Here is a 14,169-nt window from a genome sequence, read left to right as displayed (position 1 = left end):
ATGCACAGGCCTGCCAGCCGGCAAGCCCTGTCACGCGTGCGGAAAAAATGGATGCCGAGTTAGATCAGCTTATCCTCAGCGGCGCCCCTGGCGGCGTTGTCGTCACCAACGAAAACCATGCCGTCGTGCGCTGGACGGATGGGGCGCAGCGCATTTTCGGCTATGCCAGCGAGGAGGCGCTGGGTCGCACGCTGTGGGAACTGATCTCCTTGCCCGGACAGGCCGAAGCGGCCCTGCTGATCGACGAACAACTGACCCTGCACGGCAGCTACGACCGCGAATCGCTGCGGCGGCGCAAGGATGGCGAACTCATCCACGTTGACGTGGCGTGCCAGGCCGCGCAGACCGGGGCGGATGCGCCCCGCTACCTGATTTCCACCATGAAGGACACGACCTTGCTGAAGGCGGCGCGCGACGCCCAGTTCGTCGAGGTGCGCTACCGCGTGCTGTTCGAATCGACGCCGGACAGCGTCATCATGGTCAATGCCACCGGCGCCATCGTGCTGGCCAACCAGCAGGCGCAGCGCCTGTTCGGCTACGCGGAAGGCGAATTGAACGGCAGGCAAATCGATAGCCTGCTGCCGCAACGCCTGCGCCATTCGCATGTGGCGCACCGCGCGCGCTATTTCGACCAGCCCCGCACGCGCACCATGGGCGCCGACCTGGAATTGCTGGGCTTACGCAAGGACAACGTCGAATTCCCCGTCGAAATCAGCCTGTCGCCCATCCAGACGGAGATCGGCACCTTCGTCATCAGCGCCATCCGCGACGTCAGCGACCGCCGCCGGGCCGAGCAGAAGTTCCGCGGCTTGCTCGAATCGGCGCCGGACGCCATCGTCATCGTCAACGGCGATGGCGAGATCGTGCTCGTCAATTCGCAGACGGAACGCCTGTTCGGCTACTCGCGCGCGGAGTTGCTCGGGCGCAATGTCGAAGTGCTGATCCCGGCCCGCTACGCGATGGATCATCCGCAGCACCGGCAAGCCTTTTCCACGGCGCCGCGCGCCCGCTCCATGGGCGCCGGGCTGGAACTGTACGGCTTGCGCCGCGATGGCACCGAATTCCCCGTCGAAATCAGCCTGTCGCCGCTGGAAACGGACGAAGGCGTGCTCGTGTCGTCGGCCATCCGCGACATCTCCGAGCGCAAGCGCATCGAACGCACGCTCAACGAACAGAAAGTCGAACTGGAGCGGGCCAGCCAGGCGAAGGACCGTTTTCTCACCAGCATGTCGCACGAGCTGCGCACGCCGCTGAACGCCATCCTCGGCTTTGCCCAGCTGCTGGCCAACGAAGCCCTGCCCGCGACCGTCCTGCAAAAACGCACTTTCGTGCAAAACATCGTCACCTCGGGCCGCCACCTGCTTACCCTGATCAATGAAATCCTCGACCTGGCGAAGATCGAATCAGGCAGCCTGAGCCTGTCGATGGAAGCGGTGACGCTGCCCGCGCTGATCGAGGAAGTGCGCGTGATGGTGGAAGAACAGGCGCAGCAGCGCCAGATCCACCTGATTTTTCCGGCCTGCGACGCGCTCACGCTCAGGGCCGACCATACGCGCCTCAAGCAAGTGCTGCTGAACCTGCTGTCGAATGCCATCAAGTACAACCGCCCGGCCGGCAAGGTAGAGCTGGAAATCTCGCAACCCGATGCGCTGTGCGTGCGCATCGCCATCCGCGACACGGGCAAGGGGCTGGACGACGCGCAGATGGCCGAACTGTTCCAGCCGTTTAATCGCCTGGGGCAGGAGGCCGGCAGCGAGGAAGGCACGGGCATCGGCCTGGTCGTCACCAAGCGCCTGGTCGAACTGATGGGCGGGCGCATGGGCGTGCACAGCTGCCTCGGCGTGGGCAGCGTGTTCTGGATCGAACTCGACACGATGGCCGCGCCGCCCGACAGCATGCCAGTGGACAAGGAGGGGCCATCCGAGCCTGCCGGCGGCGCCGGGGGCGAGGACAGCGGCCAGGCCCTGCTGCTGTACGTGGAAGACAATCCGGCCAGCCTGCGCCTGGTGGAAGATATCGTCAGCTTCCTGCCCCACCTGCGCATGATCTCGGCCACCGACGCGCGCCAGGGCATCGCGCTGGCGCTGGAATGCCATCCCGATGTCATCTTGATGGATATCAACCTGCCCGGCATGAACGGCAACCAGGCGCAACGCATCCTGCGCAACGATCCGCGCACCGCGCACATTCCCGTCATCGCCCTGACGGCCAACGCCATGAAGGGCGACATCCGGCATGGCCTGGCCGCGGGCTTTTTCCGCTACCTGACCAAACCCGTCGAGATCCCCCAGCTCAACGCCGCCATCAACGAAGCCCTGCAACTGGCGCGCGCCACCGTGCCATTCAAGCCGGAGGCATAAAGGCCAGCTTTTTCATCGCCGCATCGAGCCCTTTCGCGCTGCGCGCATAGCCAGCCCACGGCGCGTTGCCCACGTCGAGGCGGCTGTGGACGTTGCCCACGCTCCATTGATCGCCCGCCTTCAGCTTGTCGAGCTCATCCCAGGCCAGCGGCACGGAAATGCCCAGCCCCGAACGCGTGCGGGCCGACCACGCGCACACGGTGGTGGCGCCCCGTCCATTGCGCAAATAATCGATGAAGATCTTGCCGACCCGGTTGGACGGCCCGCTTTTCAGCACAAAACGCTGGGGTATCAGCTGCGCCATGTGCGCCACGATGGCTTGCGAAAACGCCTTGACCGTATCCCAGTCGTGTTTCGGGCGGATCGGCACGACCACGTGCAAGCCCTTGCCGCCGCTGGTCTTCAGCCAGGCGGGCAAGCCCAGTTCCGTCAGGAAGGCGCGCAGCAGCACGGCCGCTTCGCGGATGGCGGGCCAGGCCACGCCCTTGCCCGGGTCCAGGTCGAACACCAGGCGGTTCGGCGTGTCGTAGGCGCTGGCCAGCGCGTTTTGCGTGTGAAATTCCACCACATTCCACTGCGCCGCCGACAACAGGCCCTGTATGCTGGCCACTTCCAGCATGGAAGCATGCTCGGGATCGAGGCCGGGATCGAGCTGTCTGACGCCGGGCATGGCGGACGTGTCCGCATGCTTCTGGAAAAACAGCTCGCCGCCCACGCCGGCCGGCGCGCGCACCAGCGACACGGGCCGGCCCCGCAAATGCACGAGCATCAGCTTGCCCACCAGCGCGTAATAGCGCACCAGGTCGATCTTCCTGGCGCCGCTGTCCTGGTCGATCACCCTGTCCGCATGGCTGACCTTGAAACTGGCCGGCAAGACGCTGTCCGGCGTGGCTTGGTGTTGCATCGTCTTCTCCCTGTCGATTCGCTGTGGCCGCTCGCGCACGATGGCGGCCGGCTGTTTATCCGCGCGCAAGCCGTGAAAGACGGCGTGGCGCACGGCGCCGCCGCTGGTCCATTGCGCAAAACCGACCTCGGCCACCAGCTCCGACTTGACCCAGTTGGGCTGGCGCACGCCGCCCGCCTTGCCCGTGAACGGACTGGCATCGCTGGCCAGCGCGTCGAGGCGGCGGCGCACATCACGCAGGCTTGCCGCGTCAAAGCCGCTGCCCACATTGCCCGCATAGCGCAGCTTGCCCTGGTCATCGTACACGCCCAGCAGCAGCGAACCGATGCCTTCGCGCGCGCCCTGCGGCGCCGTATAGCCGCCGATGACGAATTCCTGGCGCAGCCCGCATTTGAGCTTGATCCAGTCGGCGGAACGCCGCGTGACGTAGGGTGAGCCGCGCCGCTTGCCGATCACGCCTTCCAGCCCCAGGCGGCAGGCATGGGCCAGCAGTTGCCGGGGCTTGGCGTCGAGCGCGCCGCTGAAGCGCACCAGCGGCGAGGCCGGCAAACTCTGCAGCAACTGTTCCAGCAAGGCCCGGCGCGCCTCGACGGGCTGGCCGCGCAGATCGTGGCCATCGAAAAACGGCACGTCGAACAGGTAATACACGATCTCGCTGCTCGTGTCCGCATCGAAGGCGCGCTGCAAGGCGCCGAAATCCGGGTGGCCGCCGGCGTCGTTGACGACGATTTCGCCGTCATACCAGCCTGGCGGCAAGCCCAGCTGCTCCAGCGCCTGCCGCAGCTTCGGCAGTTTGGCCGTCCAGTCATTGCCATTGCGCGTGATCAGGGCGACCTGATCGCCATCGCAACGCGCGAGGATGCGGTAACCGTCGAATTTCACCTCGAAAATCCAGTCTTGCGCGTCTGGCGGCGGCGCATCGACGAGGGTGGCCAGCTGCGGCGACAGGGCGGCGGGCAGCTTCGCGGCCGGAGATGCCGCCTGCGGCGCGCCTTGTTTGCGCCTGGGCATGGCCTTGTGCTTGACGCTATCGGGGAATTCGTCGACGACGGAAAATTCCAGCGCCGGCCGGGCATATTCGTCTTTTTCCTTGATCAGCAGCCAGGCCGGCTGCTTTTCGCTGCGTTTATCGCCCTTGCCCTTCATGCGCACGAGCACCCAGTTGCCATGCATCTTGTGGCCGTCAAGGGTGAATTTCAGCTCGCCGGCCGCCAGCGCGGCGCGCGCATCGGGCGTGGCCGGCTGCGGCTGCCACGTGCCCTTGTCCCAGATGATGACCTTGCCCGCGCCATACTGTTTTTCGGGTATCGTGCCTTCAAAACCGGCGTAGGCAAGGGGATGGTCTTCCACCTGCACCGCCATGCGCTTGTCGCGCGGATCGTAGCTGGGTCCTTTCGGCACGGCCCAGCTTTTCATCGTGCCGTCCAGTTCCAGGCGAAAATCGTAGTGCAGGCGGCTGGCCCAATGCTTCTGGATCACGAAGGTGAGCCCCTCGCCCGCCGCCTCGCCGCCCTCCGCAGGCTCGGGCGTGACGGCGAAATTGCGCTTGGCTTGATAGGTTTTCAGGGCGGCTTTCATGGCGAACCCATGCGGTGAGGATGGCATCGAGTCTAGTCCGCCAGGGGCTTGGGTGCGGTACGCCAGCTAACAGAGTGCCTGCCCCGGTAAATGTAAGTGTTTGTAATTGACAGAAAACGTGTCAACGCAATTGCCGCACGGCGCGTTTTTGGCTCAGTGACAGGGGAAATGCATCTCCTGAACTACAACCCACTTCTCGAGGAACTGCACCATGAAAAAAGTAATCGCTACTCTGATCGCCGGCTTGTTCGCTACCGCAGCCTTTGCTCAAACCCCAGCACCAGCAGCGCCGGCCAAGGCCGAAGCCAAGCACACCAAGGAAGTGGCTAAAGCAGAAGCAAAAGAAACCAAGACCGTGGTGAAAGCCGATGCGAAAGAAGCCGCCGTCGCTGCAGATGCCAAAGCCGACGTCGCCAGCGCCAAGGCTGACGCCAAAGCCACCAAGGCCAAAGCCCACCACAAAGCGAAAAAAGCCAAGGCCAAGGCTGACGAAGCCAAAACTGAAGCGACCGCAGCAGCAGCAGCCAAATAATCGGCTCCGCGCGTTTTTTGCGCCACGAAAAAAGACAGCTTCGGCTGTCTTTTTTCGTTTTCATGCCCACATCACACAGCAACAGCCGATAAAACACCTGATTGTAAGAAAGTGTAAACAAGGTCAACGGTAAGCTTCCGGGGCGCGTTTTATGCTCAGTGACACGGGAATCATCCCGGCACCAACAGACGTACCAGACAAACCACCACAGAGGACTGCACCATGAAAAAACGCATTTTCAACCTGAGCGCTACCCTGATCGCCGGCCTGTTCGCTACCGCTGCCTTCGCCCAGACACCTGCAGCTCCTGCAGCCACCCCGGCAGCCTCGGTTCCCGCCAAAGTGGAAGCGGCCCACACCAAGGCCGTCGTGAAAGCCGATGCCAAGGAAGCGCAAACGGTCGTGAAAGCGGACGCGAAAGAAGCGAAAGCCGTCGTCGCCGCGAAAACGGAAGTCGCCAGCGCCAAGGCGGAAGCGGCCACCACGAAAGCCAAGGCGCACCACAAGGCCAAGCACACGAAAGCCAAGGCTGACGCCAAGCTGGCTTCGGCCACCGCTGAAGCAGCGCCGGCAGCAGCCAAGTAATCACCCAGACAATCGCTTACCACTCTCCAGGACAATACAATGAAAAAAGTTATCGCCACCCTCGTCGCCAGCCTGTTCGCTACCGCAGCCTTCGCCCAAACCCCTGCCGCCCCGGCAGCACCGGCTCCCGCCAAGGCGGAAGCGGCCCACACGAAAGCCGTAGCAAAAGCGGAAGCCAAGGAAACCAAGGCCGTCGTGAAAGCCGATGCGAAAGAAGCAGCCGTCGTCGCCGACGCGAAAGCCGATGTCGCCAGCGCCAAGGCCGACGCCAAGGTCAGCAAGGCCAAGGCCCATCACAAGGCAAGCAAAGCGAAAGTGAAAGCGGACGCAACGAAAGCGGCAGAAGCCGTACCGGCAGCACCTGCGCCAGCGAAGTAATCGCGGCAATCGCCACGGCAGCGCGTCCGCCGGGTCTGCGCTTCCGTGGCGGCTTCGCCCGCAGTACCAAAGACAGCTTCGGCTGTCTTTTTTTTCGCGGCCGGCACTGGTAGCGCATGAGCGGCACTGCCGACCGGAAGCAAAACCTCCAACGTAAAATCATGTAAAGATGTAAAAAAACAACGCTTTATAGTCACAAAAAGTTCCCATTCCGGCGCCTCCTCAAATAGAATTGAGAATTATTCTCATTCTCATCCTTGATTCAGGAGCCGTTTCAATGCCAGGTCGCATCACCCCTTCCGCCGCACCGTCCACCCCATCGTCCCCCGCCGCGCTGTCGTTGCGCCCGCTGGCCCTGGCCATTTCACTGGCGCTCGGCGCCGGCATGGCGCATGGCGCCGAGGGCGCCCCCGCCGATGACGCTGGCGAAGATACGCCCGTGATGCAAACCATTACCGTTACGGGCAGCAGCGACGCGACCGCCTACACGGCGCGCAAAAGCGCCTCGGCCAGCAAGTTCGACCTGTCGCTGCGCGAGACGCCGCAGGCCGTTTCCGTGGTCACGCGCGCGCAGATGGACGATTTCAGGCTCGACAACGCCAGCAAGGTGCTGGCGCAAACGACGGGCGTGACGGTGGAAGCGGTGGAAACGGACCGCACCTATTACACGGCGCGCGGCTATGACATCACCAACTTCCAGTTCGACGGCGTGGGCATTCCTTTCGTCTTCGGCAATGTGATGGGCGACCTCGATACGGCGCTGTTCGAGCGCGTCGACATCGTGCGCGGCGCGAATGGCCTGATTTCCTCAACCGGCAATCCGTCGGCCACCGTCAACTTCATGCGCAAGCGCCCGACCCAGGGCCTGGCCGCTGCCGCCGGGGTCACGCTGGGCTCCTGGAATACGCGCCGCCTCGATGCCGACGTCTCGACGCCGCTCGGCAGCGACGGCAAGGTGGCGGCCCGCTTCGTCGTCGCCCACGAGGAAGGCGATTCCCACCTGGACCGCTACTCGCCGCGCAAGGATGTCGCCTACGCCATCGTCGAAGCGAAACTGACGCCGGACACCCGCCTGGCCGTGGGCCACAGCTACCAGAACAACCTGGCCAGGGGCGGCATGTGGGGCGCCCTGCCCGTCGTCTACACGGACGGCACGCCGACCGACTACCCGATTTCCGCCTCGACGTCGGCCGACTGGTCGCGCTGGAGCATCCTCAACAACAGCACCTTCGCCGAACTGGCGCACCAGTTCAATGCCGACTGGCGCGTGACGGCCACGGCCACCTACAACCGCTCCACCTCCGATTCCAAACTGTTCTACGTCTACGGCACGCCGGACAAGGCCACGGGCGACGGCTTGTTCAGCTACCCTTCGCGCTATGCCTCGGCCAACAAGCAGCGCCTGCTCGATGTCGCCGCCACGGGCACATTCACGCTGGCCGGGCGCCGGCATGACCTCAGCATGGGCCTGGCCTGGTCGAAATCCACGCTCGACGACGTGTCGTATTATGGCCGTGGCATCGGCACGGCCCTGCCGAACGGCACGGCCTTCGACGGCTCCTACCCGGAACCGCTCTTCGACGCCTCCACCGATGGCAGCGCCTACAAGGACGAACGCAAGAATGCCTACCTGGCCGCCCGCTTCAACCTGGCCGACAATGCCAAGCTGCTGGCGGGCGTCAACACCGTCAAGGCCGACAGCACGGGCAGCGCGTACGGTGTCAGCCAGGCCAAGTCGCAGAGCGACACCACGCCCTATCTCGGCCTGGTGTACGACATCGGCCGCCATGTGTCGGCCTACGGCAGCTACACGGAAATCTTCAACCCGCAAAGCAGCATCGACCGCACGGGCCAGACCCTGGCGGCGGCCACCGGCAAGAGCCTGGAAGCGGGCTTGAAAAGCGACTGGTTCGATGGCCGCCTGAACCTGTCCGGCGCCCTGTTCAAGACGCGCCAGAAGAACGTGGCCGAAGCGGCCGGCACCACGCCCGACCTCAAGACGTTCTACAAGGGCGTCGATTCGGAATCGCAGGGTTTCGAGCTCGATGCCTCGGGCGAACTGGCGAAAGGCTGGCAGGCGAACGCCGGCTATGCGCAGCTGCGCATCCAGGGCGACGACGGCCAGGATGCGCGCACCTTCATCCCGCGCAAGCGCTTCCACCTGGCCACCACCTATCACGTGCCGGCCGTGCCGGCGCTGAAGGTGGGCGCCAGCCTGACCTGGCAGGACGCCATCTACAACAAGGTCGACGACAGCACCACCCTGCACCAGGGCGCCTACGCGCAACTGGGACTGATGGCCAGCTACGCCATCAGCCGCAACGTCAGCCTGGCGCTGAACCTGAACAATGTGACGGACAAGAAGCACCTGACCAGCCTGTACTGGACCCAGTCGCTGTACGCGGCCGGCCGCAATGGCAGCGCCACCCTGAGCTGGAAATACTAGGGAGCCGCCATGCGACTGCGTCCTCCCATGGTTGTTCTGCACCGCTGGTTCGGCCTGGCGGCGGCGCTCTTCCTGTTCATTTCCGGCCTGACGGGCGCCGTGATCTCGTGGGATCACGAGCTCGACGCCTGGCTCAACCCGCAGCTGTTCCACGCCGCCAGCGCCGCCGATGCCGGCCCCGCAAAATCGGGACTGGAACTGGCGCGCCAGCTTGAGGCCCAGGACCGGCGCCTGCGCGTGAACTACGCGCTCACTGCGATCGAACCCGGCCACACGGCGCTGATCTCGGTGGAAGGCCGGCCCGACCCGGCCACCGGCAAGCCGTCTGAACCGGGCTTCAACCAGGTGGCCGTCGACCCGGCCACAGGCGCGATCCAAGGCACGCGCCAGTGGGGCGCGGTCTCGCTGACGCGCGAAAATCTGCTGCCCTTCCTGTATAAACTGCACTACACCATGCACATTCCCGATGGCTGGGGCATCGAACTGGGCGTGTGGTTCATGGGCATCATCGGCATCGTGTGGGTCGTTGACTGCGGCATCGCCCTATACCTGTCGTTTCCGAACTGGCGCAGCTGGCGCAAGTCGCTGGCCTTCCGCTGGCGCGAAGGGGGCCACAGGCTGAACTTCGACTTGCACCGCTCGGGCGGCGTGTGGGTCTGGTTGCTGCTGCTGGTGCTGGCCGTCACCTCCGTGTCGATGAATCTGCAAACCCAGGTGATGCGCCCCCTGGTGGCGAAGTTGTCCACGCTCAGCCCGAACGCCTTCGACAGCCGCACGCCGCAGCCGCCAGAGCGCCCCATCGAGCCGCTGCTGACGCGCGAAGAGGCCGTGGCGCTGGCGAAGACGGAAGCGGCAAGACGGGGCTGGACGCTGCCGGCCGGCGGCGTGTTCTACTCATCGAGCTACGGCCTGTATGGCGTCGGGTTCTTCGCGGCGGACAACGACCATGGCGACGGCGGCCTGGGCAATGCATGGCTGTACTTCGACGGGCGCGACGGCAAGCCGGCCGGCGGCGTGGTGCCCGGCACGGGCAGCGCGGGCGACATCTTCCTGCAGGCGCAATTCCCGCTGCATTCGGGCCGCATCCTGGGCTTGCCCGGGCGCATCCTGATTTCCGCCATGGGCCTGGTGGTGGCCATGCTGAGCGCGACGGGCCTGATCATCTGGTTGAGAAAACGCCGTGCCCGCGCGGCGCAGACCGGCAAGGCGGCGGCGCCGCTGCATGCCAACTTCAGCAAGCAGGTGCAGTAAAACGCCACAAAACGGCGCAACTGGGCGACACTGGCGATCCGACCATCGCCACGAAAGCTGTCCATGCGCCGCCTGTCCTTGTCCTTGCTGGGTAGTACCCTCGTCCTGTCCTGCGCCGCCCTGGCGCAGGACAGCGCCCCCGCCGCCATCGCGCAAGTCCTGCAAGCCCAGGACAGCGACAGCCATGGCGACCTGCGCGCCGTCGTCGTACTGCGCGACGGCGCCATCGTCGCCGAGCGCTATTACAACGGCGAGACGGCCGCCACCCTGCACGACATCCGCTCGGCCGGCAAGAGCATCACCGCGCTGCTGGCCGGTGCGGCCGTGGCGCGCGGCCAGCTGGCGACGACAAAAACCGTAGGCGACTACTGGCCCGAAGTGGCCGGCAGCCCGGCCGGCAAGGTCGTCCTCGACGACGTGCTGACCATGCGTTCGGGCCTGGCGGCCTTCGATGAAGACGAGCAGTCGCCCGGCAATGAAGACAAGCTCGATGCCGCGCCCGACCCCGCCGCCTTCGTGCGCGGCGTGCCGGCCGCAACAAAGCCGGGCAGCGCATACCGCTATAACTCATTGGGGGCGTACATCGCCGGCAGAGTGGTGGAAAACGCCAGCGGCGCCGACCTGGAAGACTATGCCGCCAAGGTCTTGTTCGCGCCACTGGGCATCACGCACTGGCGCTGGGGCCGCGACGTGGCCAACCATCCGAAGGGACAGGGCAATCTGTCGCTGCGGGCGCGCGACACGGCGAAAATCGGCCAGATGGTGCTCGACGACGGCGTAGTTGGCGGCAGGCGCGTGATCGACGCCGCCTGGCTGCACGCGGCGCTGGCGCCGCGCGTGGCCATCGGCGCCGTCGACCGCTACGCCGACAGCTATGGCTATTTCTGGTACGCGAAGAGGCAGGATATCGGGGGACAGCAGATTGCCGTGCATTTCGCCTCGGGCAATGGGGGCAACAAGATCTATGTGATTCCGTCGCGCCGCATGGTGGTGAGCATCGCGTCCAGCGCCTATGGCAAGGCACATGGGCAGCGCCGTTCGGAAGACATCCTGAAGGCCATCCTGAAAGCGGATGCCACGCAGATGTAAGCGTTTGTAATGACCGTCAACGCAAGCGTCCCGGGGCGCGTTTTATGCTCAGTGACACGGGAATCATCCCGGCACCAACAGATACACCAGACAAACCACCACTGAGGACTGCACCATGAAAAAAGTAATCGCTACCCTGATCGCCGGCCTGTTCGCAACCGCTGCCTTTGCCCAGACGCCTGCAGCGCCTGCAGCCACCCCGGCAGCCTCGGTTCCCGCCAAAGTGGAAGCGGCCCACACCAAGGCCGTCGTGAAAGCCGATGCCAAGGAAGCGCAAACGGTCGTCAAAGCGGACGCGAAAGAAGCGAAAGCCGTCGTCGCCGCCAAAACGGACGTCGCCAGCGCCAAAGCGGAAGCGGCCACCACCAAGGCCAAGGCCCACCACAAAGCCAAGAAAACCAAGGCCAAGGCTGACGAAAAGCTGGCATCGGCCACCGCCGAAGCGGCTCCAGCGAAGTAATTCCTTCACACTGCATTCACCCGAAAAAACACCAAGGATCTCATCATGAAAAAAGTTATCGCCACCCTGATCGCCAGCCTGTTCGCCACCGCCGCTTTCGCCCAGACGCCAGCCGTCGCGCCAGTCGCTCCAGTGGCACCGATTCCTGTCGTCGCCCCTGTCGTCAAGGCCGAAGCACCGGCAGCAGCCGTCAAGCCGGCCGCGCACAAGAAAGCCAAGCATCACAAGGCAAAGAAAGCCGCTCCAGCCGTCAAGGCAACGCCTGCGGAACCGGCAACGCCAGCTACGCCAGCAACACCGGCCAAGTAATCACGGCCGCAGCAAGCAAAAAGACAGGGTTTTCCCTGTCTTTTTTTTCGTCCCCTTATTTTGGCATCAGCACCGTGTCGATGACATTGATCACGCCATTCGACTGGTACACGTCATAGGTGCTGATGTTGGCGCTGTTGCCGCCTTCATCCATCACGACGATGTTGTGCATGCCGTTCATGGCGAACATCAGCTTGCCCCCGCTCGCCGTGGGCAAGGTGGCTTTACCGTCATGCATCTTGATTTCCTTGGCCAGCGCCTTGAAGTCATATTTGCCGGGCACCACGTGGTAGGTGAGGATTTTCGTCAGGGTCGCATTGTTTTCCGGCTTGACCAGGGTCTCGACGGTGCCGGCCGGCAGCTTGCCGAAGGCCGCATTCGTCGGCGCGAACACGGTGAACGGTCCCTTGCCTTTCAGGGTGTCGACCAGGCCGGCCGCCTTGACGGCGGCGACCAGGGTCGTGTGGTCGGCCGAATTGACGGCGTTGTCGACGATGTCCCTGGACGGATACATGCTCTGGCCGCCCACCATGGTCGCCATGTCGGCGGCAAAGGGGGCGCTGGCGGCCAGCATGGAGGTGATGAACAGAGCTGCGGGAACGATGGTGCGCATGATGATCTCCTGATCGGTTATGAACTGCGGTGCGTGTTTGCACAGTCATTTACGCGGCCAGGCAGAAAACGGATTCAACTGGTTTTCAACAAAAAAACGGCGCCGTGCAGATGCACGACGCCGTTTCGCGATGTTTTCCTCGCCGCGGGCCGGGAATGCCAGCCCGCGGTGCCGGAAATCAGTTGGCCGCGACCTGCGGCTCCGTCTCGCCCCAGCCGCCGCCCAGGGCACGGATCAGCGCCACCGTGGTGACGGCGCGGTTGCCGCGCAGTTGCACGGCGTTGCGCTCGATGGCCGCCAGGTTGCGCTGCGCGTCGAGCAGATCGAGGTAGCTGGAACGGCCCGCGTCGTACAGTTTTTGCGCCAGGTCGGCCGAACGGCGCGCCGAGACGACGGCTTCGTCGATCTGCTGCGTCTGGCCCGACAGGATGCGCAGGCCGGCCAGGTTGTCTTCCACCTCGGCGAAGGCCACCAGCACGCTCTGGCGATACGTCGCCACCGACTCTTCCAGCTGCGCTTCGCTGCGCGTCACGGCAGCCTTGTTGCGGCCGCCGTCGATGATCGGCATCGACATCAGGGCACCCAGCAGCCAGGAACGGCTGCTCCACTTGAAGATGTCCGAGAAGGTATCGGACGCGCCGCCGCCGGAAGCGTTCAGGCTCAAGGCGGGGAACATGGCCGATTTGGCCACGCCGATGCGCGCATTCGACGCTTCCATGGTGCGCTGCGCCGAGGCGATGTCGGGACGGCGCTCCAGCAGCGACGATGGCATGCCGGCCGGGATCACGGGCAGGAAGCCGCTATCCTGCAGCGGGTTGACGCCCGCCGTGAAGCTGGCGGCCGGTTTGCCCAGCAGGACGGCCAGCGCATGCTCGCTGGTGGCGCGCTGACGCTGCAGGCCGATGGCTTCGGCGCGCACGGTCGACAGCTCCGTGCGGGCACGGGACAGGTCGAATTCGCCGATGTCGCCCAGGTCGTAGCGGCGCTGGTTCACATGCACGCTTTCCTCGCGCAGGCGCACCGTCTGTTCCAGGGTCGCCAGCTCGGCGTCCGTGGCGCGCAGCTGGAAGTAGGTTTGCGCCACGTCGGCCTGCAAGGACAGCAGCACGGAGCGGTAAGTCGCTTCCACGGCCAGCGCATCGCTGCGCGAGGCGCTGACGTTCGATGCCACCCTGCCGAACAGATCGACTTCGTAGCTGGCCGTCAGGTTGGCCTGGTAGACGTTGGTCGCCGCCACCGGCGCGCCGTTCGGCAAGCCGAGCGACACGGCGGAAGCGCGGTTGCGCTGGCCGCCCACGTTCACGCCCACTTGCGGGATGCGGTCCGCTTCGGCGATGCCGGCAATCGCCCTCGCCTGCTTGACGCGGGCGGCGGCGACGGCCAGGTTGGCGTTCGCCTGCGTTGCCTCGTTGATCAGGCCAGTCAAAGCCGGATCATTGAACGCCAGCCACCATTCCCCGCGCGCCTGGCGCTCGGCCGGCACGCCCTGCTTCCAGCGCGTGCCGTCGGCCGCCGTCTGCACGGCGGGCGCCTGCGCTTCCTTGAACGCCGCCGGCGTCTCGATCTGCGGCTGCTTGAACTCGGGCGCCGCGCAGGCGGCCAGCAGGACTGCGGCGGCCATGGCGCTCAAGACGGGCGCCGCGCGCCGGATGATTTCCTTGGTT

12 protein-coding genes are annotated in these 14,169 nt (G+C 64.9%); 9 read left to right on the top strand and 3 right to left on the bottom strand.

Annotation, left to right across the window (positions count from 1 at the left end):
• Positions 1-47: 47 nt before the first annotated feature.
• Complete coding sequence (locus ACQ4WQ_RS05705; protein WP_436495272.1) at positions 48-2,360, top strand: PAS domain S-box protein; 2,313 nt, start codon at positions 48-50, stop codon at positions 2,358-2,360.
• On the opposite strand, the gene ligD is transcribed toward ACQ4WQ_RS05705, so the two are convergent.
• On the bottom strand, positions 2,344-4,842 hold the full coding sequence (gene ligD, locus ACQ4WQ_RS05700) for a DNA ligase D (protein ID WP_436495270.1): 2,499 nt from the start codon (positions 4,840-4,842) through the stop codon (positions 2,344-2,346). The genes ACQ4WQ_RS05705 and ligD overlap by 17 nt on opposite strands.
• A 211-nt stretch (positions 4,843-5,053) precedes the next feature.
• On the opposite strand from ligD, the gene ACQ4WQ_RS05695 reads away from it, so the two are divergent.
• The 8 genes from ACQ4WQ_RS05695 (at position 5,054) to ACQ4WQ_RS05660 (ending at position 11,892) form a co-directional block, all read left to right on the top strand.
• On the top strand, positions 5,054-5,374 hold the full coding sequence (locus tag ACQ4WQ_RS05695; protein WP_436495268.1) for a hypothetical protein: 321 nt from the start codon (positions 5,054-5,056) through the stop codon (positions 5,372-5,374).
• A 222-nt stretch (positions 5,375-5,596) separates the two neighbouring features.
• Complete coding sequence (locus ACQ4WQ_RS05690) at positions 5,597-5,959, top strand: hypothetical protein (RefSeq protein ID WP_436495266.1); 363 nt, start codon at positions 5,597-5,599, stop codon at positions 5,957-5,959.
• 39 nt (positions 5,960-5,998) lie between these two features.
• The gene (locus ACQ4WQ_RS05685; RefSeq protein ID WP_436495264.1) at positions 5,999-6,337 is read left to right on the top strand and encodes a hypothetical protein; all 339 of its coding nucleotides are present in this window, start codon (positions 5,999-6,001) and stop codon (positions 6,335-6,337) included.
• A 277-nt stretch (positions 6,338-6,614) separates the two neighbouring features.
• Positions 6,615-8,783 carry a TonB-dependent siderophore receptor gene (locus ACQ4WQ_RS05680; protein WP_436495262.1) on the top strand — a complete coding sequence of 723 codons (2,169 nt, stop codon included), beginning with the start codon at positions 6,615-6,617 and terminating at the stop codon, positions 8,781-8,783.
• A gap of 15 nt (positions 8,784-8,798) precedes the next feature.
• Positions 8,799-10,034, top strand: coding sequence for a PepSY-associated TM helix domain-containing protein (locus ACQ4WQ_RS05675; RefSeq protein ID WP_436495967.1), 1,236 nt, complete (start codon positions 8,799-8,801; stop codon positions 10,032-10,034).
• Positions 10,035-10,097: 63 nt separating this feature from the next.
• The gene (locus tag ACQ4WQ_RS05670) at positions 10,098-11,123 is read left to right on the top strand and encodes a serine hydrolase domain-containing protein (protein WP_436495260.1); all 1,026 of its coding nucleotides are present in this window, start codon (positions 10,098-10,100) and stop codon (positions 11,121-11,123) included.
• Positions 11,124-11,238: 115 nt separating this feature from the next.
• On the top strand, positions 11,239-11,583 hold the full coding sequence (locus ACQ4WQ_RS05665) for a hypothetical protein (RefSeq protein ID WP_070219501.1): 345 nt from the start codon (positions 11,239-11,241) through the stop codon (positions 11,581-11,583).
• 45 nt (positions 11,584-11,628) lie between these two features.
• The gene (locus tag ACQ4WQ_RS05660; RefSeq protein WP_099411462.1) at positions 11,629-11,892 is read left to right on the top strand and encodes a hypothetical protein; all 264 of its coding nucleotides are present in this window, start codon (positions 11,629-11,631) and stop codon (positions 11,890-11,892) included.
• 55 nt (positions 11,893-11,947) lie between these two features.
• Here ACQ4WQ_RS05660 and ACQ4WQ_RS05655 read toward each other — a convergent pair whose 3' ends face one another.
• Together ACQ4WQ_RS05655 and ACQ4WQ_RS05650 are read right to left on the bottom strand one after the other, a co-directional pair.
• On the bottom strand, positions 11,948-12,505 hold the full coding sequence (locus ACQ4WQ_RS05655; protein ID WP_436495257.1) for a fasciclin domain-containing protein: 558 nt from the start codon (positions 12,503-12,505) through the stop codon (positions 11,948-11,950).
• A 178-nt stretch (positions 12,506-12,683) separates the two neighbouring features.
• Positions 12,684-14,126, bottom strand: a complete 1,443-nt coding sequence (locus ACQ4WQ_RS05650; RefSeq protein ID WP_436495965.1) for an efflux transporter outer membrane subunit — start codon at positions 14,124-14,126, stop codon at positions 12,684-12,686.
• Between the last annotated feature and the right edge of the window lie 43 nt (positions 14,127-14,169).

Origin of the sequence: Janthinobacterium goodfellowi, assembly GCF_051380695.1 — a bacterium.
Taxonomy (GTDB): domain Bacteria; phylum Pseudomonadota; class Gammaproteobacteria; order Burkholderiales; family Burkholderiaceae_D; genus Janthinobacterium.
The sequence above is the reverse complement of the archived record's forward strand: the minus strand, read 5'-3'. Positions and strand labels throughout refer to the sequence as shown.

Coding starts and splice junctions, on each gene's coding strand:
- ACQ4WQ_RS05655 (WP_436495257.1), bottom strand. CDS start 12,505: ATGCGCACCATCGTTCCCGCAGCTCTGTTCATCACCTCCATGCTGGCC.
- ACQ4WQ_RS05690 (WP_436495266.1), top strand. CDS start 5,597: ATGAAAAAACGCATTTTCAACCTGAGCGCTACCCTGATCGCCGGCCTG.
- ligD (WP_436495270.1), bottom strand. CDS start 4,842: ATGAAAGCCGCCCTGAAAACCTATCAAGCCAAGCGCAATTTCGCCGTC.
- ACQ4WQ_RS05670 (WP_436495260.1), top strand. CDS start 10,098: ATGCGCCGCCTGTCCTTGTCCTTGCTGGGTAGTACCCTCGTCCTGTCC.
- ACQ4WQ_RS05695 (WP_436495268.1), top strand. CDS start 5,054: ATGAAAAAAGTAATCGCTACTCTGATCGCCGGCTTGTTCGCTACCGCA.
- ACQ4WQ_RS05705 (WP_436495272.1), top strand. CDS start 48: ATGGATGCCGAGTTAGATCAGCTTATCCTCAGCGGCGCCCCTGGCGGC.
- ACQ4WQ_RS05680 (WP_436495262.1), top strand. CDS start 6,615: ATGCCAGGTCGCATCACCCCTTCCGCCGCACCGTCCACCCCATCGTCC.
- ACQ4WQ_RS05650 (WP_436495965.1), bottom strand. CDS start 14,126: ATGGCCGCCGCAGTCCTGCTGGCCGCCTGCGCGGCGCCCGAGTTCAAG.
- ACQ4WQ_RS05665 (WP_070219501.1), top strand. CDS start 11,239: ATGAAAAAAGTAATCGCTACCCTGATCGCCGGCCTGTTCGCAACCGCT.
- ACQ4WQ_RS05660 (WP_099411462.1), top strand. CDS start 11,629: ATGAAAAAAGTTATCGCCACCCTGATCGCCAGCCTGTTCGCCACCGCC.
- ACQ4WQ_RS05685 (WP_436495264.1), top strand. CDS start 5,999: ATGAAAAAAGTTATCGCCACCCTCGTCGCCAGCCTGTTCGCTACCGCA.